Origin of the sequence: uncultured Enterovirga sp. (assembly GCF_964242715.1) — a bacterium.
Taxonomy (GTDB): domain Bacteria; phylum Pseudomonadota; class Alphaproteobacteria; order Rhizobiales; family Beijerinckiaceae; genus Enterovirga.
The window spans coordinates 52,837-74,602 of sequence record NZ_CAXTAZ010000021.1 but is presented as its reverse complement, the minus strand read 5'-3'; the positions used below and the strand labels follow the sequence as shown (position 1 = coordinate 74,602).

23 protein-coding genes and 1 tRNA gene are annotated in these 21,766 nt (G+C 68.8%); 8 read left to right on the top strand and 16 right to left on the bottom strand.

All coding sequences use genetic code 11. From position 1 onward, the window contains the following. Nucleotides 1–547, top strand: a 547-nt coding sequence (locus ACFE87_RS12465; RefSeq protein ID WP_375459956.1) for an oligopeptide/dipeptide ABC transporter ATP-binding protein, incomplete at its 5' end; no start/stop codon positions are given. A 26-nt stretch (nucleotides 548–573) separates the two neighbouring features. On the opposite strand, the gene ACFE87_RS12460 is transcribed toward ACFE87_RS12465, so the two are convergent. The 4 genes from ACFE87_RS12460 to ggt form a co-directional block, all read right to left on the bottom strand. Then, nucleotides 574–1,176 carry a TPM domain-containing protein gene (locus ACFE87_RS12460; protein WP_375459955.1) on the bottom strand — a complete coding sequence of 201 codons (603 nt, stop codon included), beginning with the start codon at nucleotides 1,174–1,176 and terminating at the stop codon, nucleotides 574–576. 1 nt (nucleotide 1,177) lies between these two features. Beyond that, nucleotides 1,178–1,975, bottom strand: coding sequence for a TPM domain-containing protein (locus ACFE87_RS12455; RefSeq protein WP_375459954.1), 798 nt, complete (start codon nucleotides 1,973–1,975; stop codon nucleotides 1,178–1,180). Between the two features lie 157 nt (nucleotides 1,976–2,132). After that, nucleotides 2,133–2,756, bottom strand: a complete 624-nt coding sequence (locus ACFE87_RS12450; protein ID WP_375459953.1) for a LemA family protein — start codon at nucleotides 2,754–2,756, stop codon at nucleotides 2,133–2,135. A gap of 2 nt (nucleotides 2,757–2,758) precedes the next feature. Beyond that, on the bottom strand, nucleotides 2,759–4,534 hold the full coding sequence (gene ggt, locus ACFE87_RS12445) for a gamma-glutamyltransferase (RefSeq protein WP_375459952.1): 1,776 nt from the start codon (nucleotides 4,532–4,534) through the stop codon (nucleotides 2,759–2,761). 119 nt (nucleotides 4,535–4,653) lie between these two features. Here ggt and ACFE87_RS12440 point away from each other — a divergent pair, with 119 nt between their 5' ends. Both ACFE87_RS12440 and ACFE87_RS12435 read left to right on the top strand, forming a co-directional pair. Next, the gene (locus ACFE87_RS12440) at nucleotides 4,654–5,295 is read left to right on the top strand and encodes a LysE family translocator (protein ID WP_375459951.1); all 642 of its coding nucleotides are present in this window, start codon (nucleotides 4,654–4,656) and stop codon (nucleotides 5,293–5,295) included. A 67-nt stretch (nucleotides 5,296–5,362) separates the two neighbouring features. Then, nucleotides 5,363–5,439, top strand: a tRNA-Met gene (locus ACFE87_RS12435). Between the two features lie 134 nt (nucleotides 5,440–5,573). On the opposite strand, the gene ACFE87_RS12430 is transcribed toward ACFE87_RS12435, so the two are convergent. The 6 genes from ACFE87_RS12430 to ACFE87_RS12405 are packed head-to-tail and all read right to left on the bottom strand — an operon-like array spanning nucleotide 5,574 to nucleotide 10,233. Next, nucleotides 5,574–5,918, bottom strand: a complete 345-nt coding sequence (locus ACFE87_RS12430) for a hypothetical protein (protein WP_375459950.1) — start codon at nucleotides 5,916–5,918, stop codon at nucleotides 5,574–5,576. Nucleotides 5,919–5,926: 8 nt separating this feature from the next. Next, entirely contained in the window at nucleotides 5,927–6,898 is a 972-nt protein-coding gene (locus tag ACFE87_RS12425) for a Bug family tripartite tricarboxylate transporter substrate binding protein (protein WP_375459949.1), read from the bottom strand. Beyond that, nucleotides 6,895–7,458: a DUF4286 family protein gene (locus tag ACFE87_RS12420; protein WP_375459948.1), complete on the bottom strand. Its 564-nt coding sequence runs from the start codon at nucleotides 7,456–7,458 to the stop codon at nucleotides 6,895–6,897. Before ACFE87_RS12420 ends, ACFE87_RS12425 begins: the two co-directional genes overlap by 4 nt. Before the next feature lie 32 nt (nucleotides 7,459–7,490). Continuing rightward, a complete protein-coding gene (locus tag ACFE87_RS12415) occupies nucleotides 7,491–8,549 on the bottom strand; it encodes an SDR family oxidoreductase (RefSeq protein ID WP_375459947.1) in 1,059 nt (352 codons plus the stop codon). Further along, nucleotides 8,546–9,208 (bottom strand): hypothetical protein, encoded by a 663-nt coding sequence (locus tag ACFE87_RS12410; protein WP_375459946.1) that lies wholly within the window; start codon nucleotides 9,206–9,208, stop codon nucleotides 8,546–8,548. Before ACFE87_RS12410 ends, ACFE87_RS12415 begins: the two co-directional genes overlap by 4 nt. Before the next feature lie 56 nt (nucleotides 9,209–9,264). Further along, entirely contained in the window at nucleotides 9,265–10,233 is a 969-nt protein-coding gene (locus ACFE87_RS12405; RefSeq protein ID WP_375459945.1) for a tripartite tricarboxylate transporter substrate binding protein, read from the bottom strand. Nucleotides 10,234–10,487: 254 nt separating this feature from the next. On the opposite strand from ACFE87_RS12405, the gene ACFE87_RS12400 reads away from it, so the two are divergent. Continuing rightward, nucleotides 10,488–11,342: an amidohydrolase family protein gene (locus ACFE87_RS12400; protein ID WP_375459944.1), complete on the top strand. Its 855-nt coding sequence runs from the start codon at nucleotides 10,488–10,490 to the stop codon at nucleotides 11,340–11,342. Between the two features lie 3 nt (nucleotides 11,343–11,345). On the opposite strand, the gene ACFE87_RS12395 is transcribed toward ACFE87_RS12400, so the two are convergent. Genes ACFE87_RS12395 through ACFE87_RS12380 form a run of 4 tightly spaced genes read right to left on the bottom strand, consistent with a single transcriptional unit; the run spans nucleotide 11,346 to nucleotide 15,063 of the window. Beyond that, nucleotides 11,346–11,954 (bottom strand): glutathione S-transferase family protein, encoded by a 609-nt coding sequence (locus ACFE87_RS12395; protein WP_375459943.1) that lies wholly within the window; start codon nucleotides 11,952–11,954, stop codon nucleotides 11,346–11,348. A gap of 16 nt (nucleotides 11,955–11,970) precedes the next feature. Then, nucleotides 11,971–12,930 (bottom strand): tripartite tricarboxylate transporter substrate binding protein, encoded by a 960-nt coding sequence (locus ACFE87_RS12390; RefSeq protein WP_375459942.1) that lies wholly within the window; start codon nucleotides 12,928–12,930, stop codon nucleotides 11,971–11,973. Between the two features lie 28 nt (nucleotides 12,931–12,958). Further along, on the bottom strand, nucleotides 12,959–14,476 hold the full coding sequence (locus ACFE87_RS12385; protein ID WP_375459941.1) for a tripartite tricarboxylate transporter permease: 1,518 nt from the start codon (nucleotides 14,474–14,476) through the stop codon (nucleotides 12,959–12,961). After that, entirely contained in the window at nucleotides 14,476–15,063 is a 588-nt protein-coding gene (locus tag ACFE87_RS12380; protein ID WP_375459940.1) for a hypothetical protein, read from the bottom strand. Before ACFE87_RS12380 ends, ACFE87_RS12385 begins: the two co-directional genes overlap by 1 nt. Before the next feature lie 275 nt (nucleotides 15,064–15,338). On the opposite strand from ACFE87_RS12380, the gene ACFE87_RS12375 reads away from it, so the two are divergent. Genes ACFE87_RS12375 through ACFE87_RS12365 form a run of 3 tightly spaced genes read left to right on the top strand, consistent with a single transcriptional unit; the run spans nucleotide 15,339 to nucleotide 18,171 of the window. After that, nucleotides 15,339–16,877, top strand: coding sequence for an FAD-dependent oxidoreductase (locus ACFE87_RS12375; RefSeq protein ID WP_375459939.1), 1,539 nt, complete (start codon nucleotides 15,339–15,341; stop codon nucleotides 16,875–16,877). Nucleotides 16,878–16,892: 15 nt separating this feature from the next. Then, the gene (locus ACFE87_RS12370; RefSeq protein WP_375459938.1) at nucleotides 16,893–17,351 is read left to right on the top strand and encodes a tripartite tricarboxylate transporter TctB family protein; all 459 of its coding nucleotides are present in this window, start codon (nucleotides 16,893–16,895) and stop codon (nucleotides 17,349–17,351) included. Nucleotide 17,352: 1 nt separating this feature from the next. After that, nucleotides 17,353–18,171: an SDR family NAD(P)-dependent oxidoreductase gene (locus tag ACFE87_RS12365; RefSeq protein ID WP_375459937.1), complete on the top strand. Its 819-nt coding sequence runs from the start codon at nucleotides 17,353–17,355 to the stop codon at nucleotides 18,169–18,171. Here ACFE87_RS12365 and ACFE87_RS12360 read toward each other — a convergent pair. Then, complete coding sequence (locus ACFE87_RS12360) at nucleotides 18,158–18,406, bottom strand: hypothetical protein (protein ID WP_375459936.1); 249 nt, start codon at nucleotides 18,404–18,406, stop codon at nucleotides 18,158–18,160. The genes ACFE87_RS12365 and ACFE87_RS12360 overlap by 14 nt on opposite strands. 8 nt (nucleotides 18,407–18,414) lie before the next feature. Beyond that, nucleotides 18,415–20,070 (bottom strand): FAD-dependent oxidoreductase, encoded by a 1,656-nt coding sequence (locus ACFE87_RS12355; protein WP_375459935.1) that lies wholly within the window; start codon nucleotides 20,068–20,070, stop codon nucleotides 18,415–18,417. Nucleotides 20,071–20,255: 185 nt separating this feature from the next. Between ACFE87_RS12355 and ACFE87_RS12350 the strand changes: the two genes are divergently transcribed. Continuing rightward, nucleotides 20,256–21,665 (top strand): FAD-dependent oxidoreductase, encoded by a 1,410-nt coding sequence (locus ACFE87_RS12350; RefSeq protein ID WP_375459934.1) that lies wholly within the window; start codon nucleotides 20,256–20,258, stop codon nucleotides 21,663–21,665. Nucleotides 21,666–21,766 lie beyond the last annotated feature (101 nt).

Here is a 21,766-nt window from a genome sequence, read left to right as displayed (position 1 = left end):
GCACGAATTCTCCGGCGGCCAGCGCCAGCGCATCGGCATCGCCCGCGCGCTCGCGGCCGAGCCCGACCTCATCATCTGCGACGAGGCCGTCTCGGCGCTCGACGTCTCGGTCAAGGCCCAGATCGTCAACCTGCTGCAGGACCTGCAGCGCGACCTCGGCCTCGCGCTCCTGTTCATCTCGCACGACCTCGCCATCGTCGAGCACATGACCCACCGGGTCGCCGTGATGTATCTCGGCAAGATCGTCGAGGTCGCGTCGCGCCGGCGCACCTTCGGGTCGCCGAAACATCCCTACACCTTCGCGCTCCTCTCGGCCGTGCCCGTGCCGGAGCCCGGCAAGGCCCGGACCCGGATCGTGCTCACGGGCGACGTGCCGAGCCCGATCAACCCGCCTTCGGGCTGCCGCTTCCACACCCGCTGCCCCTATGTCTTCGACCGCTGCCGGACCGAGGAGCCGCTGTTGAAGCCCGTGGTCGCGGACCAGGCCGCCGCCTGCCACCTCCACGACCTGCCGCCCGAGCAGAACCCGTTGGCGGAGCGGGCATAGCCGGATTGGCGGCGACGTCCGTGGCCTCAGATCAGGACGACGCGGTTCTGCAACTCGTCGCGGTCGTCCTGGTCCGGCGGCGCGTGGCGAGCCAGGATCGCGCCGATCCGGCCGATCGCCGCAACGAGCGCCTCCTCGATGCGGCCCGCCGTCATATCGGCCTGCAGGGCCTCGATGACGCCGCGCCACTCCTGTTCGCCAACCCGGCTCGAGATGGTGACGTCGCCCACCACCTCCGCATACCGCTCCGCCACGGCGAGGTAGAGGAGCACCCCCGTGCGGCCCCGGGTGTCGGCCATGCCCCGATGGGTGAATTCGCGCAAAGCGGCAGCACGGGCGCGGTCTCGGCGAAGCGCCGGCGGCACGGCCCGTATCCCGGCCCAGGCCGAGGCGAAGACGGCCAGGAGCGTCGCCGCGAGCTGCACGGCGAAGATGCGGGCCGCCGGCATGGTGCTGAACAGGATCAGCGGCCCGGGCGTCGCGAGAGCGACCGCGAGCCCGAGCGCGAGCGGCACGGATTTGTAGCTTCCGGCCCGGCGCGCGAGCACGACGACGATTTCGCCCGAACTGCCCCGTTCCGCCTCCCGCACCGCCGCCTCGATCCGGGTGCGCGCCTCTTCGCTCAGCACCTCACCAGCTCCCTGACGCGCCGCCGCCGCCGGACGAGCCACCCCCGCCGGAGAAGCCGCCCCCCGACGATCCTCCGGACCAGCCGCTGCCGCCACCCCAACCGGTGCCCGACGATGGCCCGGGCAACCAGACCCAGCCCTGGCCCCTGCGCTTCCGGACGGAATGGCCCATTCCGCGTGCTTCCCGGACCACCGTCCACAGGACGTTGATGATCAGGATGGCCAGGATGATCAGGGAGACGAGGTCGATCGAGCTCGTCTCGTCCGTCCTGATCTTCGGCTTGCGCTGCCATTCCTCGGCATCCCCGGCGAGGATCGACAGGATCGCGTCGACGCCGGCCTGGATACCGCCGGCGAAATCACCGCTCTTGAATTTCGGCGCGATCGCGGTCCGGATGACGATGCCGGACAGCGCGTCCGTGAGCGCGCCTTCGAGGCCGTAGCCGACCTCGATCCGCACCTTGCGGTCGGTCGGCGCGACGAGGAGCAGGGCGCCGTTACTCTTCTCCTTCGTGCCGAGCTGCCAGTGCCGGTAGAGCCGGTTCGCGTAATCCTCGACCGGGATGCCTTCGAGCGACCTGACGGTCGCGACCACGACCTGGTCCGAGCTCTTGTCCTCGTGCGCCTTCAGCTTGGCTTCGATGGCCGCCCGGTCCTCCGGCTTCAGGATGTTCGCCTGGTCGACTACCCGGCCGCTCAGGGCCGGGAAGGTCTGGGCGAGGGCAGGGCCGGCGAGGAGGAGGAGGGCAAGGAGGGCCAGGATGGTCCGGGCGTGGCGCGTGCTTCGAGGTTCGCCCATTCGGACACTCGCTTCTCCCCTCGCGGGAGAAGTCGAGTCGCTCGTCAGGGCAACCGGATGAGGGGTCACGGCGCGAATACCCCGCATCTCGCAGCGCTTTGCGCTGCGACCCTCTCCCGCAAGGGGAGAAGGGAAGCGACCATTGCGAATGTCCGCCTCAGAACTTCACGGAGGGCGGGCGGTCGGATCCGGCCGTGGCGGTGAACACCTCCATGGGCTTCGCGTCGGAATAGAAGATCGCGGCGATCCAGCGGCCCGGGATGGTGCGGATTTCGGTGTTGAATTGCTGCACGGCGCCGATGTAGTCGCGCCGTGCCACGGCGATCCGGTTCTCGGTGCCTTCGAGCTGCGACTGCAAGGCCAGGAAATTCTGGTTCGACTTGAGGTCGGGATAGGCCTCGACGGTCGCGAGCAGACGGCCGAGCGCGCCCGAAAGCTGGGCCTGCGAGTCCTGGAATTCCTTGAACTTCGCCGGGTCGGTAATGGTCGAGGCGTCCACTTTCACCTGCGTCGCGCGAGCCCGGGCCTCGGTCACCTGGACCAGCACGTCCTTCTCCTGCTGGGCGTAGCCCCGGACGGTCTCGACGAGGTTCGGGATCAGGTCGGCGCGGCGCTGATACTGGTTCTGGACCTCGCCCCAGGCGGCCTTGGCGCGCTCCTGCAGCGTCGGGACATTGTTGATGCCGCATCCCGCGACGGCGAGCGCGACGAGGATCGCGCCTGCCAGCCCCCGAAGGCTCGGGGCGCGAAGGCGCGACGTCGTGGTGAGGGTCGCTCGCATGGCTACGGTCCTTCTGCGGCGGTGCCGCGCTGGCGCGGATCGGAGGCGCCCGCGAGCCCCTCCGGCGTGACTGCGATGGAGTTGGCCGAGCCCGAACTCGCGCCGACGACGACCTTGTGGCCGCGCTGACGCAAGAGCGTCAACGTGTCGGGCGACAGCCCGGTCTCGACGAGGAGGGCATCGGGCCGCCACTGATGATGGATGCGGGGCGCCGCGACAGCCTCGGCGATGTTCAGCCCGAAATCGACCACGCCCACGATCACCTGGAGCACCGTCGTGATGATGCGGCTGCCGCCGGGACTGCCGGTCACGAGGACGAGGCGGCCGTCGCGGAACACGAAGGTCGGCGTCATCGACGAGAGCGGACGCGCTCCGGGCGCGACGGCATTGGCATCCCCGCCGACGAGGCCATAGGCGTTCAGCGCGCCGGCCTTGGCCGCGAAATCGTCCATCTCGTTGTTGAGGAGCACGCCCGTTCCGGCGGCGACGAGCCCGAGGCCGTAGGAGAAGTTCAGCGTGTAGGTGTTCGCGACAGCGTTGCCGTCGCGGTCGACCACCGAGAAGTGGGTGGTCTGGTCGGATTCGTAGGGGAGGGGATCGCCGGCCAGCACCGTGTCGGCCGGCCGCGCGCGCTCCGGATCGATCGCCGCACGGAGCGAGGCCGCATAGCGTTTCGAGACGAGACCCGCGACCGGCACCCGGACTCGGTCCGGATCGCCGAGCCAGGCGGCCCGGTCGGCATAGGCGGGCTTCATCGCCTCCGCCATCAGATGGAGGGCGGCGGCGCTTCCGGCCCCCGCCGCCTTCAGGTCGAACCCCTCCAGGATGTTCAGGATCTCGATCAGGTGGACGCCGCCGGAACTCGGCGGCGGCATCGAGACGATGTCGTGGCCCCGGTAGCGGCCGCGCACCGGCTCGCGGATCACCGGCCGGTACCCGGCGAGATCGGCGGCCGTCATGACGCCGCCAGCCGCCCGCACGGCGGCCGCGATCCGTTCCGCCACGGCGCCTTCGTAGAAGCCGCGCGGCCCTGTCTCGGCGACCGCCGCGAGCGTCGCGGCGAGATCTCCCTGGACCAGGCGGGCGTCGCGCGCGATCGGCTTGCCGCCCGCGAAGAACACCGCCCGGCTCGCCTCGTGGCGGGCGAGACGCCCGGACCCGGCGAGCGAGAGAGCGAGGTCGTCCTCGACCGGGATGCCGTCCCGGGCCAACGCCTCGGCCGGCCGGACGAGCTCGGCCCAGGTGAACCGGCCCGACCCGTAGCGCTGATGGGCGAGGGCGAGGCCCGCGACCGTTCCGGGGATTCCGACGGAGAGCCCGCTATCCCGCGATTTCGCCGGATCGGGCTCTCCGTTCGGGCCGAGGAACATGTCGCGCGTGGCGGCGGCCGGCGCCGTTTCGCGGTAATCGATCGCGACGGTCTCGCCGCGCCCGTCCGGGCCGCGGCCGGCGAGGTGGACCAGCATGAAGCCGCCTCCGCCGAGATTGCCCGCGCGGGGCAACGTCACGGCGAGCGCGAAGGCGGTCGCGACCGCCGAATCGACCGCGTTGCCGCCGCGCCGCAGGATCTCGACCCCGATCCGGGTCGCGCGCGCTTCCTGGCTGGACACCATGCCGCGCGGCGCGAGCGCGGGCAGCAGCCGGGCCTCGTCCGAGGGGATCGCGACTGGGCCGGCGGACGGAAAACCGGGCGGCAGGCCCTGCGCCTGGAGCGGCCCCAACGCAACAGACAGGGCCAGAATCACGACGGGCCCGAGAAGCGATTTCGTCTTCAGCATCGGTGCGCGTTCCGACTCCCGTCCCAGCGGCGATGTCCTTATGGGGTGTCAGTGAGCCGGGGTGAAGGGCGCGGCGCCCGTCGTGATAGCCCTCCGGGCGAGGCCGATCGAGAACCGCGATGTCCTTCCTCCCCGACGCCTCCGTGTTCCTGGCCTACACGGTCGCCTGCCTGGTCCTGTTCATCACGCCGGGACCGGACATGAGCCTCGCCCTGTCACGCACGCTCGCCGGCGGCCGCCGCGAGGGCATGGCCGCGATGCTGGGCGCGATGGCCGGGTGCCTCCTCCACACGCTGCTCGCCGCGCTCGGCCTCTCGGCGCTGATCGCGGCCTCGGCGACCGCCTTCACTGCGCTGAAGATCGTGGGCGCGCTCTACCTTCTGTGGCTCGCCTACGACGCCCTACGCCATGGGTCCGCGTTGCGGCTGAAAACAGGCGGTGCCGCATCTAACCCGTTCTGGCGCACCTTCCTGGTCGGGATCGGCATCAACCTGACCAATCCCAAGGTGGTGCTCTTCTTCGTGACCTTCCTGCCGCAATTCGTGGAGCCGACGGACCCGAACGCGCCCGGGAAACTCCTCGTCCTCGGCGTCTACTTCGTCCTCGTGACGGCCCCGTTCGGGATCCTGATGGTGCTCGGGGCAGACCGGATGCTGGCCGTCCTGACCGGGCGGCCGCGCATCATGCGGATGATCGACATCCTGTTCGCCTCGGTCTTCGCCCTCTTCGCGCTCCGGATCGCGGTGACCCAGTCGCGCTGAGCGTCGCGGTTCCTTGACAGCGGCCGGACCTCGTCCCTATAGCCGCGCCTTCCGAGACGACCGGGACGGCGGAGTAGCTCAGCTGGTTAGAGCACGGGAATCATAATCCTGGGGTCGGGGGTTCGAGTCCCTCCTCCGCTACCATCGGTCTGTAAGTTTCTTCGGCTGCTTATCGCGGCTCTCCAGGCGGGATCGGCCAGGCCAGCCGTGCAACACGCCGCAACACGATTTGCCGTCACCGCGCGCCTTGTTTGATCCGCTCCCGGAGGCGTTGGCGATCAGAATGGCGGCGTGGGCTCGACCTGGAGCGAGCCACCGATCCGTCGGTACATCCCGTGTCTGCGGACGTGCAGATGGGGCCGGATCGTCTTCGCCCAGCCGCAGCTGATCGAGGCTTGCCGCCACGCCTCGGAGCGCGGGATCTCTGGATTCTCGATGTCGTAGAGCGCGAGATATTCCGGTATGTCGGGCGTATCGGCCCAGTCGAGGCGGAAGCGCGCGCAGCCGAGCACGCCCGGTATCTTCAGGAGTTCCGGGATGTAGCCGGTCTCATAGAGCTGGTTGAAGGAATCCTCATGCTCCTCGGCGATGGCGAGTTGGACGAGATAGACGAACGGAGCCATGGCGATTGTCATTCCAGGGAGATCTTGGCCGTGCGGGTCACCTCGGCCCAGAGCGCGATCTCGTCCCGGATGAGGCCGCCGAATGCCTCGGGGGTCGTCGCCGTCGGATCGAAGCCCAGCTTGTGCAGCTGCGCGATCACCTCGGGCTTGCGGAGGATCTCGGCCGTCTCACGCTGGAGCCGATCGACCGTGGAGCGCGGCGTCTTGGCAGGGGCGAGAAGGCCGTACCAGAAATCGACCCGGTAGCCGGGCACACCCTGTTCGGCGATCGTCGGGATATCCCGGATGAAGCTCGGCCGCTCCGCCGAGCTGAGGCCGAGGGCGCGGACCTGCCCGCTTTCCACCATCGGCATCGCGGTCGCCGGCGAGGCGAAGTAGAGCGGGACGACATTGGCCAGGACGTCGACCATCGCGGGGTTTCCACCCCGGTAGGGGACGTGGACGAGGTCGATCCCGGCCTTGATCTTCAGGAGTTCGACCGCGAGATGCGGCGTCGTCCCGGTGCCGGAGGATGCGTAGTTGATGGTGCCGGGCTTCGCCTTCGCGAGCGCGATGAGATCGCCGACGGTCTTGGCCGCGAAGGCCGGGTTCGCGGTCAGGACGAGCGGGCCGGAGCAGACGAGCGTGACCGGCGCGAAATCCGCGACGGCATCGAAAGGCAGGGATTTCTGGAGGTTCGGGGCGATCGCATGCGCGGTCGTGGTGAGAAGAAGCGTGTGCCCGTCCGGCTCGGCACGGGCGAGCGACGCGGTCGCCATGTTGCCGCCCGCGCCCGTCTGGTTCTCGACCAGGATGTTCTGGCCGAGCCGCGGCCCGAGTTCGCGGGCGAGAAGACGGGCCACCACGTCCGTGCCGCTGCCGGCGGAGAACGGCACGAGGATGCGGATCACCTTGCTCGGGAAGCCTTGCGCCCGGGCGGAGGCGCGTGATCCGGAAAATGTGGCGGCGACCGCGCCGCAGAGAAGGGTGCGTCGTCTCATGGCTGCGGGACCTCCGCCGGGTGGAACATGAAATAGGTCCGGTTGCGCTGGAAGCGTCGCATCCGGAGCATCCAGGGCGTGTAATTGGCGCTCGTCCAGGCTTCCGTCGCGTAAATGTCGGTCGTCTCGACATGATAGAGCGCGACATAGGCGGGCTGGCCTGTGAGAGCGCGAAACCGCCTCGCCCGGATCATGCCGGGCACGGCGCTGAGCAGCGGGATGTGCTCGGTCGTGTACCAGTCGTTGAACTCCTCCTCGACCGCGGGATCGACATCCATGGACACGAGGACGAGGCCGCCCGCGCCCTCCGGCGACGGCGCGGCGCCCGGCGCGACCTGCTCGAGCCACCAGTCGTGCAGCGCTCCGGGTATGGGCGGCGCGGCGTCGGGGCTGCCGACATGCTCGATGAGGGTCAACCAGCGGCGCGGCTCCGGGATCATGCGCCGGCTCTCGCGATCGACCGCGCCGCCGACCCAGGCCTGCCGCGTGCCGGCGGGGCGGTCCGGAGCGGCGGGCGGCCGATCCGTGATCGTAAGATCGAGCTTCAGCCTGCCGTCCACGGATGCCTCGTCATGTTGTCGATCGTCGCGCCTCAGTCGGGCGGGAGCAGGCCGACCGAACGGAAATGGTCGAAATGGCGAAGGATGTCGGCATCCGTCCGGACCGTCCGGGCGAAGCCGAGCATCCGGGCCTTGGTCGTGTCCGACATGATGTCCCAGCCGGGCGTGAAGACGAAGTCGCCGTAGGACCAGAGCGCCATCCGCTCGTAGGGCGGGGCCGCGAGACCCCGCTTCGCGAAGATCCTTTTCCAGACCTCGGCCTGGCCGGCCATCACGTTCGCGAGCCGGACCGTGCGGACGGGCCCGACCTCCATCCCGAAATAGCGCGCGAGCGTCGGCCAGATGTTTGCCCAGCGAAAAACATCGCCGTTCGTGACGTTGAAGGCCTCGTTCGCGCAGGCGGGCTCCTCGGCCATCCAGCGGAGCGCCGCGACGAGCTGCTCGGTCGAGGTGCATTGGTAGAGGGCCCGGTAGTTCTCCGGCGTTCCGGGGAAGGAGAGCGGGAGCCCCAGCTCACGGGAGACGAGCGCATAGACCGCGAGCACGAGCACCAGGTTTCGCGGCATGTCCGGGACGGTGTGGCAGATCCCGTGCGGGCGCGAGGTCGACCATGACCAGGCTTTTCCCTGCTGCCGCTCGGCGATGAAATCCTGCTGCCGGTAGTAGAAGTTGTCCGCGAGACTACGCGGATCGTCCTCGCGGGCCGGCGTCGAGAAGGGGCCGAGCTGCGAGCCGTACCATTTCGTGCCGTGGACGAGGTGGACGTGCCGGAGCCCGGTCGCGGCCGGCTCGACGGCATCCATCACATGGCGGAGCATGGCGAGATTCGTCTCGATCGGTTCCGGCTGCCCGGCTTCGTGATCGAATCGGGCCGTGAAGAAGACGTGCGTGATCTCCGAGAGGCCTGCCAGGCGCTCGCGGCATTCCGCCTCGCGCGTGAGATCCACGCCGATGAAGCGAGTTCCGGGGACGTCGACCGGCTTTCGGGCCAGCGCGATCACGTCCCAATCCGCGCTGGCGGCAAGGCTCTCCGTGAGCCCGCGGCCGACGGCGCCGGTCGCGCCCGCGATCAGGGCGGTCTTGCGGCTCATGCGGAGCGCCCCTGGTTGCCGCTCGGGCGGGGCGAGACACGGTAGAGCAGCTTGAACATGCTCGGGACGAAATCGGGATCCGGCTGGGGAACGCCACCCACGCGCGATGAGAGGTCGGCCAGCGAAAACTCTGCCTCCGCACTCTCGACCAGCAGCGCCGCTGCCAGCGAGCGGTCTCCCTGTCGGACGTGGCGGCGCGTCGAGCCGGAGGCGGCCTCATCGTCACGCTCGATCAGCTGGGCGGCGACGATGCCCCGAAACCCGACCAGCGCCGGGATGGCGGACGTGACGAGGCGGTCACGGGCCGCCCTCCAGTCGGCGCCGCGAAGGAGCGGAAGGAGCGCCAGCGAGGCGCCCTCGCTTTCGCCGAAGGACGCGACCAGCCGTGCCACGGTCCGGATCGGCTGCCTGAAATTCAGGATGAAATGGTGGCTCTTGGGATCTGGGGTGCCGATCAGTCTGAGATAGCTATCGGAAGAGAACACCTCGGGCCCGACCGCCTCGTAGAGTGCCAGGTATTTCGGCTCGCCGGAAAGGGCGACAAAGCGGCGTCCGCGAAGGAAGCCGGGCACGCCGAGCACGCGGTCGCGCATATGCTCGTGGTTGTACCATTCGTTGAATGCCGGCTCCTCCGCCGGATCGATGTCGGTCCAGGCCATCAGCACGGCCTGCCCTTGTGCCGGCGGAGGGTCCGTCGGAATCGGGGAGGGCCCGGTCATTGGGCCCAGAGAGTCTCGACGACCCGCTTTTCGGCCGCGACCATCTCGCGGACGCGCAAAGCGTCGTGGACATACGGCACCATCCCGACCGAGGTAAGAGCAGCCACGAATTTAGGGTCTTTCGAGACCGCATCGAGCGCCTCGTCCCAGGCCTTGACGACCTCGGGAGAAAGGCCGCTCGGGCCCGAGATGCTGAACCAGAACAGGATCTCGACGGACGGCATGCCGAGCTCCGCCATGGTCGGGACGTCCGGGAGCGCGGGGAAGCGGGTGGGGGAGGCGACGGCGAGCGCCTTCAGCTTCTTCGCGTTGAGAAGAGGCCCGACGGCGCTCCAGGAGCCGGCGCCCATCATGACATGGCCGCCGGCCGTCATCGTCACCGCCTCCGAGCCACCCTTCGATGCGACGGCCCGCGTCCGGGCGACGTCGATCCCGGTCGCCTTGAAGAGCTGCCGGAAGGTATAATCCTGCGCGCCCGCCCCCCCGAGGGACGTCCAGGTGAAGGACGAGGGCTCGCGCTTCAGCCGCTCGACCGCGTCGGCCATCGTCTGGAAGGGCGTGTCGGATGGCGCGATGAAGATCATCGGGGTCTGCGCGCTCATGCCCAGGAAGGTCCTGTCCATGACCTTGAACGGCAATCGCTTCACGACGATCTCGAGCATCGAGCTCGAGGCCGGCGAATCGGCAAGAACCGTGTAGCCGTCCGGCGCCGAGCGCATCACCTCCTCGACGGCCGGCACCGTGTTGCCGCCCGGCTTGCTGACCACCCGGACAGGGACGCGCCAGCGCTCTTCGAGAGCCTGGCCGAGAGCCCGCGCCGTGAGACCGGTCGAGCCGCCGGGCGCGAAGGGCACGATGAGGTCGATGGCTTTCGTCGGATAGCTCTGAGCGAAGACCGCCGGGGACGCGCAGAGCGCCGCGGCGACGAGGAGGGCAGCCAGCCGTCGGCGCAAGACCGTCCCCATGCATTCCTCCGGATGTCATCGTGGATGCCGGCCCAAGCGGGCCGGCTCGCTTACCGCAGCTCGGCGCAAGCGGTATGCCACCGCCCGACGAGCGAAGGAGAGGGCGGGCAGCGCCGGCCCGCGTCTCGAATGTCCGCGAGCCGGACACGGGTGTTGCCGCGGCTGACAAGTTCGGTCAGCCTTGCCCCTCGGGCATTACGGGCCTGAACCTTGCGGCGACCCTCGCCAGAAGAAGGCTCCCGGGGAGGTGCAGCATGCCCGTCATCGATTTCCGCGTCCGACCTCCGTTCCGCGATTTCCTCGGGATGGTCATGTACGGCCAGCCCGAGCGGCGGGACCGCTTCACCCGCCAGCTCGGCTTCGAGCCGTCGCGTGCCGCGACGGAGCAGTCCGTCGATTTGATGCTTGCCGAGATGGACAGGGCCGGGATCGACATCGGCGTGGTGATCGGCCGTAACTCGGGCCTGCTCGGCTCCGTCGCCAACGAAACCGTGCTGGACTTCGTCGGCGCGCATCCCGGTCGCTTCCTGGCTGTCGCGTCGATCGATGCGACCAACCGCAAGGCCGCGAGCGCCGCGATCGACCGAGCGATGGCGGACGGATTCCGGGCAATCAACATCGAGCCCGGCGCCTGTGCGATTCCGATGCAGCCCGATGATCGCCGGCTCTACCCGATCTACGCCCGCTGCGAGGACGAGCGCATTCCGGTCATCATGATGACGGGCGGCAATGCCGGGCCGGACCTGAGCTATTCCATGCCGGTGGCGCTCGACCGCGTCCTCGCCGACTTTCCGTCCCTGAAGGTGGCCTCGTCGCATGGCGGCTGGCCCTGGGTGACCGAGATCCTGCACGTCGCCTTCCGGCGCCCGAACCTCTATCTCTCGCCCGACATGTATCTCGTGAACATGCCCGGCATGGCCGATTACGTGGCGGCCGCGAACGGCTTCCTGGCCGACCGGTTCCTTTACGCGAGTTCCTTCCCGTTCTGCCCGATCGACTCCTACGCGGCCTGGTTCCGCACCCTGCCGATCCGGCCGGAGAACATGGAGCGCATCATGTACGGCAATGCCGCCGCCTTCCTCGGTCTGACCGACGAGGCCAGCGCCTGAGGCTCAGGTCCCGGGCGGCGCGGTCTCGACGAAGGAGGGCCGCGTTGCCAACCGGGCGACGCGCTCGGCGAGACCCGGATGAGTCGAACGCCAATCATGCGGGTAGCGGAAATCCATGTAGCTAATCGCGACCCCGAGCGTGATGTCCGCCAGGGTCGGGCCGCCGCCAACGAGCCAGTCTCCCGATCCGTGCCTGGCCTCGATATCGTCCAGCGCCCGCGCGATCCGGCGCTCCTCGCGGGCCATCCGGTCGGCCATCTGCAAGTCGGGAGGCCGACGGGTCTCCAGAAGGCGTGCGACGGTCGCGTCGATCATGCCCTGCGCGAGCGCATGCCAGCGCAAGACGGAAATCCGCTCGTCCCCTTGGGCCGGAATCAGGCGGAGAGCCGCGCCCAACGTGTCGAGATATTCGACGATGAGGAGCGACTCGAAGAGCGGTTCGCCCCCATCCGGCACCAGGATCGGCACCTTCCCGAGGGGATTGCGGGAGAGGACATCGTCGCCGTCCTGCCAGGGATCGGCGACCACCATCTCGCAGGGGATCGCCGCCTCCTTGAGGCAGACCCGGACCTTTCGGACGAAGGGCGACGTGAGAGAGCCGTAGAGTTTCATCACACCCTCCGAAGCCTCAGCGCGACCAGAGTTCCTGCGTCTCGGCCCGTTCCTTGGTGACCCGCGCCTTCATGTCGGCAGCGTTCGCGTAGAGGGGCTTCAGCCCAACCTTCAGCAGGCCCTCGACGACCGCAGGGTCGGACGTCACCTCGCGCACCGCCTTGTCCCAGATCTCGACGATCTCCGGCTTCAGGCCGGGAGGGCCGGAGAAGCCGATCCAGTACAGGGTTTCGATCTGGGGATAGCCGAGTTCTGCGGCCGTCGGCGTCTCGGGCAGGTTGGGCCAGCGTTCCGGGGAGGCGACGGCCAGCACCTTCAGCTTCTTCGCCTGCAGCGGCGCCGCGATCGAGCTATACGACCCGACCCCCATCGTGACGTGGCCGCCCGCCGCGAGCGTGATCGCCTCGGAGCCGCCTTTCAGCTGGATCGGGCGGGTCTTCGACACGTCGACCCCGACCGCCTTGAAGAACTGCCGGTTCGCCATGTCTTGCGCGCCGGCGCCGCCGAGCGAGGTCCAGGTGAAGCTGCCGGGGCTCTTCTTCGCAAGCTCCATCGCGTCCTTGAGCGTGACCAGCGGTGAATCGATCGGGGCCACGAACATCATCGGCGTATAGGCCGCCACGTTGACGAAGGTCCGGTCCGTCACCTTGAACGGGAGCGTCTTCACCGCGGTGTCGAGCATCGAGCTCTGGGGCGGGCCGTCGGCCAGGACAGTGTAGCCGTCGGGCTTGGCGTTCATGACCTCGTTCACGGCCGGCACGGTGTTGCCGCCCGGCTTGTTGATGATGCGGACCGGGACGCCCCATTTCGCCTCGAGAGCCTGGGCGATGACCCGGCCGCCGAGATCGGTCGAGCCGCCGGCCGCGAAGGGCACGATGACCTCGATCGCGCGGGTCGGGAATTTCTCCTGGGCCTGTGCGGCCAGTCCGGACAGGACGGCGATGCCGCCTGCGATCAGGTGTCCGATGGTCCTCATGGTCGTCTCCCTTGGGAGCCTCTCGGGCTCACGTCTCGTTGGTGCTTTGTTCGATCACTCGTTCGATGAGGCTCGACCGGCGCCGCACGATCAATGTGCCGACGACCACGAGCACGGCCATGATGCACAGGATGAGCGTGATGGGCCGGGACAGGATCAGGAGCGGGTCACCTCCGGAGAGGGCCAGCGATTGCCGTAAGGACTGCTCCATGAGCGGCCCGAGCAGGAAGCCCAGAACGAGCGGCGCGATCGGCATGGACAGCCGCCGCATCGCATAGCCGACGACCCCGAAGATCAGCGCCACCCAGACGTCGAATATCGTGTTGCGGGGCGCATAGGCGCCGACCGCGCATACGGCCAGCACGATGGGACCGAGCACGCTATACGGGATGAGGCTGATCCGCGCCCAGAGCCCGACCAGCGGCAGGTTCAGGACCAGCAGCATCGCGTTCGCGACGAACATGCTGCCGATCACCGTCCAGACGAAGGCGGCGTTCTGGGCGAACAGCATGGGGCCGGGCGTCAGGCCGTTGATGAGAAGGGTGCCCAGCATGATGGCGAGCGCGGGGCTCGTCGGGATGCCGAGGGAAAGAAGCGGGATGAAGCCAGCCATCGCGGTCGCGTTATTGGCCGCCTCCGGCGCGGCGACGCCCTCGATCATGCCGGTGCCGAAGAGTTCGGGAGTTTTGGATATCCGCTTCTCCACGTCGTAGGACAGGTAGGCCGTGAGCGCCGGAAGCATGCCGGGCAGAAGGCCCATCACGAACCCGATCACCGTGCCGCGCAGGCTCGCCAGGAGCCCGCGGGTCAGTTCCGCACCGCGCGGAATCATCGACAGCCAGGACCCGAGGCGCCCGGAATAGATCTGCGAGACATTGGCCCCGAGGCTGGTCAGGACTTCGCCGATCCCAAACAGCCCGATCAGGACCGGGATGATGTCGAGACCCTTCGTCATTTCGAGAGACCCGAAGGTCATGCGCTGCGTGCCGGTGAGGGGATCGGTCCCTATGCTGGCGAGCGCCATGCCGAGCGCCCCGATCGCGAGGCCGCTGATGAGCGAGGGGCCCGCGAAGCTGATCAGCGCCGTCAGGCTGAAAAGGACGAGGCCGAAATATTCGGGAGGACCGAAGCGGAGCGCGAGGTCGGCGACCGTCGGGCCGATCACCGCGATCGCGAGCGTGCCCAGGATGCCGGCCGCGAAGGAGCCGATCGCCGCGATGGCCAGCGCCTGGCCGGCGCGGCCCTGCTTCGTCATCTGGAAGCCGTCGACGGCCGTCACGACCGATGAGACCTCGCCCGGGATGTTCATCAGGATCGCGGTGGTCGAGCCGCCATACATGGCGCCGTAATAGATGCCGGCCATGATGATGATGGCGCCTTCGGGCGACATGTAGGTCGTGATCGGCAGCAAGATCGCCATGGCGGAGGCGGGCCCGAGCCCGGGCAGCACGCCGACGAGCGTCCCGAGAAGGCAGCCGATCAGCGCGAAGCCGATATTCAGCGGCGCAAGGGCGTTCGCCAGTCCGCCCAGGAGGCCGGTATCCATCAAGCGGGCTCGAGAGCCTGGCCGGACTCGCTCCTGGCCAGGATGGAAATCGGCCGGTAGGTCGCGTCGGCGGCGCGCATGCCGGCCGGGAGGGTAGCCGAGGGTCGTCCTTCATTGACGATCCCGAATCCGAGCAGGGCCGTGTGCCGATCCAGCCCGACCGAGCGGAGCCAGGTCAGGTTCAGGCCTCCCGCCTCGACGCTCGCCTTCGCGGCATCCGCCTCCTCTGACGAGAGACCTTCGCACGACACGATCCGCAGCAACTGGCCGTCCGACAGTTTCGGAGCCGCGACGTCGCTCTCGACGCCTTCGAAGAGGTCCCGGCTCCAATCCCCGATATACGGAGCCCATTCGAAGAAGCCCCAGTCAGTGGTGTATTCGGGCGTGGTGAAGGCTTGTTCCGAGGCGAGCGTCCAGAAAGCGACGTATTCTCGTCCTTCGCCCGCTACTCTGTGGAAGCGCTGGCCGGTCAGGAAATGCGGCTTGCTCAGCATCTGCTTGAGCTTCGGCCCGCTATACCAGCTGTTCCAGGCGTCCTCGCGGGACGGCTCCTTGAACGTGCAGCGAACGATATAGGCGAGTGTCATTGCCCGGCTCCTCCATATGCAGGCCGGTTGACGCGCGGCACCTGCCGCAACCCGACGCCTCTTCGCTGGCCGTCAGACTGCAATCGGCTTGCCATCAAAATCGTAGGGTGAGGTGGCCTTGCAGCCTCGTCTGAGTGTCGGCAGAGACAACACCAGGTCCGCCAGCTGTCCGCCGGGCGGACAATAACGGCTTGCCGGATCGTCTCGTCCGAGCGCAGGCTCCTGGCATATCCATTGCGCCGAAGGCTGCTCTACGAAGACGAAGGCAAACAGGAATGGGAGGAGAGACGCGGCAATCCGGGCCGGACGTGATCGTCGTCGGCGGAGGCGGGGCCGGTCTCGCTGCGGCGATCGCGGCCGCGGAAGCGGGCGCCAAGGTCCTGCTTTGCGAGAAGAACCCCGAACTCGGCGGCAGCACGGCATGGTCCGTGGGCTCGGTCTCGGCCACCGGCACGCCTCACCAGCTCGCGCGCGGCATCCGGGACACGCCGGACGAGCATTACGACGATCTCGAGATCCTGGCCGGCCGTTACGCCAATCGCGACAACCGCGAATTGCGCCGTCTCCTCGTGGACCGGACACAGGAGATGATGGCGTGGCTCGATTCGCTCGGGATCGTCTTCGTCGGCCCGAATGTCGAGCCGCCTCACCGGCATCCTCGGATGCACAACGTCGTCCCGAATTCCCGCGCCTTCCCACTGGCGCTGGGCGCGCGCTGCCGGCAGCTCGGCGTCGAGATCCGGCTCGCCACCCGGGTTCTGTCTCTTCTGACCGACGACGACCGGATCGCCGGGGTCGAGATCGCCGGTCCCGGCGGTCGCCGCGAGCCGATCCGGGCGCGGCGGGGCGTCATCCTCGCGGCCGGCGATTACAGCGCGAGTCCGGAGCTGAAGCGTCGTTTCGCCGGGCCGGAGACAGCCGATCTCGAACCGGTCAACGCCACGGCGACGGGCGACGGCTTCGGCCTTGGCACGGATGCGGGCGGCACCGTGATCAACGGTGACATCGTGCGCGGACCGATCATGCGCTTCGTGCCGCCCACGAGCCCGAGCCTGATCGGCCGGCTCCCACCCAGCCGGGCGCTAGGGCGCTTGATGAAATGGTCGTTCGAACATCTGCCGGCCGCGATCCTCCGGCCCTTTGCGATGCGGTTCCTGACCACGGCGCTCGGTCCCTCGGCCGAACTCTTCCGCCAGGGAGCGGTTCTCGTGGACCGCGGCGGGCGGCGTTTCGCCGACGAGGTGGCGGGAGCGGCCGGAAGCGTTCCGCAACGACCGGGCGGAGAGGCCTTCATCCTGTTCGACGCCACCGTCGCCGATCAGTTCACGGCCTGGCCGTATTTCATCTCGACCGCGCCCGGCGTCGCCTACGCCTATCTCGACGATTACCGGCGAACCCGCGGCGACATCTACCATTCCGCCCCGACGTTGGACGCATTGGCAACGGCGCTCGGGGTACCGGGCCAGGCCCTCGCTGACTCGGTCGCTGCCTACAATGCAGGTGGCCGCCGGAACCCCGACGGGGCGATCCGCCCCGTGATTGCCCGGCCTCCCTTCGTCGCTCTCGGGCCGGTCAAGAGCTACGTCGTCTTCACGGATGGCGGGCTGAAGGTGAACACGAAGCTGCAGGTCCTGGACGGTTCCGACCTGCCGATCCCAGGCCTTTGGGCAGCCGGATCGAACGGGCAAGGCGGCGTGCTCCTGGAAGGGCACGGCCATCATCTCGGCTGGGCCTTCATCTCGGGCCGGATCGCGGGACGGGAGGCGGCCCGAGCCGAAGCCGCCGCGGACAATGGGCAGGCGCAGGCGGCCTGAGGAGGGAGGAAGCGGATGTTCGAGCGGATCTGGGGCGTGTTGTTGGCCGCAGGCGGCCTTCTCTTCGTCTGGGACGGGCGGCGGCTCGGTCGCGAGGCGCGCGCGGATGGGATGTTCGACGACCTCGGGCCGGACCGCTACATCATGTTGCTCGGTGGACTTCTCGCCGTGGCTGGCGTGGCCATTGCCCTGCAGGCGAAGCCAGACAAGGAGGTGCAGCGGCAACGCCCGGCCCTCTGGCCTCCCTCACTTCCCGTCCTCTTCACGCTCGCCATCGCGGGCTATGCGCTTCTCATGCCCTGGCTGGGCTACACGGCCGCGACCTTCCTGTTCTTCGCGGTCGCCTTCGGGATGGCGAGTCGCCGGCCATGGCAGTCCACCGCTGCGATGAGCGTGGTTTCGACCGCACTCAGCTATGTGCTCTTCGTCAGAGTCGCGAACATGCCGCTTCCAGGCGGCATCCTGGGGTTTTGAGATGAGACTGCGACAGGGACGACTCGACGGGAAAGTCGCGCTGATCACGGGGGCGGCGGGCGGGCAAGGTGCCACGGAGGCGATGCTGTTCGCGGAGGAGGGGGCCGCCATCGTCCTGACCGACGTGGACGCGGAGGCGGGCCAGCAGGTTGCCGACCAGATCCGGGAGCGAGGCGGGCGCGCGACCTTCCTACGTCACGACGTGTCCGAAATCCCCGGCTGGCATGAGGCCGTTGCGGCCGCACGCGATCTCGGCGGGCTCCACGTCCTGGTCAACAATGCCGGCATCATCAGCCGGCATGGCCTGACCGACATCCCGCTCGCGTCCTGGCAGCGCACGCTCGATGTCAACCTGACGGGCCCGATGCTCGGCATGCAGATCTGCGCGCCCCTGATGCGCGACAGCGGCGGCGGATCGATCGTGAACGTGTCGTCCATCGCCGGCCTGACGGCCCATTACGATGCGGCCTACGGGGCCAGCAAATGGGCCCTCCGCGGCCTCAGCAAGATCGCCGCGATGGAGTTCGTGGATTGGAAGGTCCGCGTGAACTCGATCCATCCGGGCCAGATCGTCGAGACGAGCTTCGTCCGGGACGCCACGCCCGGTCACGCGGAATCCGCGCGTCGCACCATCCCGATGGGCCGGCAGGGAACGCCGCGCGAATGCGCCGACCTCGTGCTCTTCCTCGCCTCCGAGGAGGCGAGCTTCATCACCGGCGCGGAGATCGCGATCGATGGCGGCTTCACGGCCGGCGCGGCGATCCGGATGCGGTCCCAGATGCGCGACGAACTCGCGCGCGCCTCGGCTAGCGAGGCATGAGGGTCGCCGCGACGATCTCGACCATCTCGACCAGGCAGAGGACCAGCAGCAGGGAGAGAGGTGCCGCGAGGAGCGCGGCGATGCCGACCCAGACCGGATATCCGGCCACGAAGGCGGCCACGGCGGCGAGGACGAGCATCACGGCGAGCGCAACGGCGATCGCGCGTCCGAACCGCATCACGACTTTCAGGGCCGGGTAGTCCGGAGGCTGGTAGCCGTCGCTGAGGTCGTCCATGGCGAGCCTTACGCGGCCGCTGCGGCATCGGCCGCGACGGCTTCCGGGAGGTCGTCGGAGACGGACGCATAGGCGGCCCTGCGACCGGCGAGGCGACCGGAGGTGAAGGCCCAGCCGAGATGGTGTCCGTGTCCCTCGAGGAGGACGCCGCCCATTCCGATGAGCCCGGCCGCATAGAGGCCCGGCACGGGTCGGTCGCCCTCTCCGAGGACGCGGAAGCCGTCATCCACGGCAATGCCGCCGTCGGTGAAGTTGATGTAGTAGCGAACCGGACCCAACGCGACGAACGGGCCCCCACCGAGCGGCTGGCGTTCGTCGGGGGACCGGCGCAGCGCGAGCTTCGCGTTGTGATCGGTGACGCTGCGGCGGAGCGTATCGGGCTCGAAGCCCAGCTTGCCGGCAAGACCCTCGAGGGTCGCGTCCTCCCGGAAGATGTCCCGGCGGGTTCGGCGGTAATCGGCGATCGACGCGTAGGCGATGCCGGGCGCGGTCGAGACGTAATAGGGCCAGCCCGAGAACTTCTCGGCCAGGCGTCCGTCGAGCAGGATATAGGCGCGCTGGTCGGGCTGCCGGGCGAGGTCGGCGCAGGGGTCCATCAGCTCGTCGGTGAAGCGTTCGCCGCGCGCATTGATCATGATGGCGCCCTGCTGGAACAGTTTCGGCGAGGGCACCAGCACGGTCGTGAGGAAGCTGATGATCAGCGGTCGCAGCAGCGGCCCGGGCACATGGTCGAGCACCCAGCGCATCATCCGGGTGATGGGCCGGTAGGGCGGAATCTTGCCCAGCCAGCGCCGGGGTGGGCGCTGGAAGCGGATGCCTGCGAGGTGGAGCTGCGGGTTGATGATCCGGCCGCCCAGCGCCAGCACCAGACGGTGGCCGTCGCCGGTATTCAGCGGGTTCACGGGTTCGACCGCGGCAATGTCCGGGGAAATGTATTTCGCCCGGAACTCGGGGTCGGCACTGTAATCGCCCGTGCAGAGCACGACGCCTCCGCGGGCCCGAACGGTGATGGGGCCGGACGCGGTCTCGCATTCGACTCCGACCACGCGGCCGCCTTCGACCAGGAGCTTGCGGGCGGCGCTGCCGGTCCTGACCTCGACGCCGAGTTGGCGCGCGCGCCGCTCGAGATGGAAGATATAAGCCCGGGAATCCGGCAGCACATTGTGCATGCGGGGCTTGCGATGCGGCAGCTCGGCCATGGGGCCGAAGAACTCGATCCCCATCGATTGCAGCCAGCGGAATGTCTCCGGCACGTTCTCGACCAGCATGCGGGCCAGGGTCTCGTTGCCTGGCAGGTTCAGCTTGGCATTGAATTCCCGGAAGTCGCGTAGATGATCTTCGGGGCTGTCCTGGATGCCCTTCCGGAATTGATGGGGCGTGTTCGTCGCGGCGATCGAGCCGATGGACCGGCCGGTCGTGCCCCCGAGGTCCTCGCCCTTCTCGATCAAGCTGACGGTCCGGCCGAGAGAGGCGGCTTCGATCGCGGCCGCGAGTCCGCTGCCGCCCCCTCCGATCACGATGACGTCCACGATGCGCGCGTCTGGACCCGAACCGGCCTCGGCAAGTCTCATCGGGCGCTCCGGGCGGCTCTCTCGCGGGTTCTGCGGGCCGCGCTGGTTGGTCTTGGGCGTGGTCGTGCCGTCGTCCCGCAACACGAGTGCCACCTGCGCATCTGTCTCGACGCGGCCTAAAGCATCACAAGGAATGTAGCCTTCGCGGACACCAGGTCACGCCTCTGCCTTCGACGAGGACAGCCCGGGATCTGCTGGCCTGCCCCGGCCTATATGGCACGACGCCTGCTCGATCTGCCGGCGGTCATCAACGCAGGACCGGATTGGGCGGAGACGGCATGGGGGACGGCAGGCGGTCGCTGCTCGTGGTCGGAGGCGGGATCGCAGGGCTCTCGGCCGCTCTGCGGGCCGCCGAGCTCGGCCTCGACGTCTGCCTCGTCGAGAAGGGCGCGGGCGAGCGCTATCCCTGCAACACGCGCATGTCGGGCGGCATCATCCACGTCGCCTATAACGATGTGAAACGCCCGACTCAGGAGCTCGAGGCCATCCTCGCCCGGGCGACCGCTGGCCGGCTCTCGGCCGATCTGGCGCATGCCTTCGCGGTCGGGGCACCGCGGCTTGTGAACTGGCTCCTGCGGCACGGCACGTCGTTCGTCCGGCCGGGACCGGCCTGGCAGACCTGGACGCTGGCACCGCCGCGGCCCATCACGGCCGGCGTGCATTGGATCGGACGAGGGCCCGACGTGCTGCTTCGCCGCCTCGGCGACGCGTTGCGACGCCGCGGCGGCACGATACGGCTCGGCACCCGCGCCACGCGGCTCCTCATGCGCGATGGCCGTTGCGAGGGTCTGGAGGTGGTGGCAAATGGAGAGCCGATGCGCCTCACGGCGGATGCCGTCATTCTGTGCGACGGCGGTTTCCAGGCCGATCCCGACATGGTGCGCCGGCATGTCTCGCCCGCTCCGGGCAAACTCAAGCAGCGTGGTGCCGCGACCGGTTGCGGCGATGGATTCCGGATGGCCCAGGAGATTGGGGCGGCCGCGAGCCGGCTCGACCGCTTCTACGGGCATCTCCTCAGCCGGGACGCCATGACGAGCGACGCGGTCTGGCCTTATCCCGACCTCGACGCGGTCGCCACGGCCGGCATTCTGGTCGGGCCCGACGGTCGTCGCTTCGCCGACGAGGGGCGCGGAGGGATCTTCCTCGCGAATGCGGTCGCGGCGCTGCCGGATCCGCTCTCGAGCACGATCGTCTTCGACAGCCCGATCTGGTCTGGGCCGGGCCGATCCGCCCGCATCCCGGCCAACCCGCATCTGGCCCGGGCCGGCGGCACGATCCACCGCGCGCATACTCTGCCCGACCTTGCGGCGCTGGCCGGGCTCGACCCTGACGGGCTGGCCCGGACGGTCGAGGCGCACAATGCGGCGCTGCACATTGGCGCCGCTACGTCGCTCGGCCCCGAGCGCAGCACGGATCGATACCGCGCCTTCCCGATCCGCGAGGCGCCATTTTACGCTGTTCCGGCCTGCGCCGGCATTACCTACACGATGGGCGGGCTTCGCATCGATGAGCATGCGCGCGTGCTGGCCGACGGCGACTGCCCGATCCCCGGCCTGTATGCCGCCGGCTCGATCGTCGGCGACATCGAGGGCGGCGATGGAGCCGATTATCTTGGCGGACTGAGCAAGGCCGGCGTCTTCGGCATCGCCGCCGCGGAACATGCGGCCGCCAGCGACAGAGAACTCTAACCTTAGGTCCTCCAAAGCCGGGTCCTTGGGGTCGGGAGTTCGAAGCCCTCCTCCGCTACCGTCTCCGACCGCCACTCCGATCCTTCGACCTCCGCCAGTTC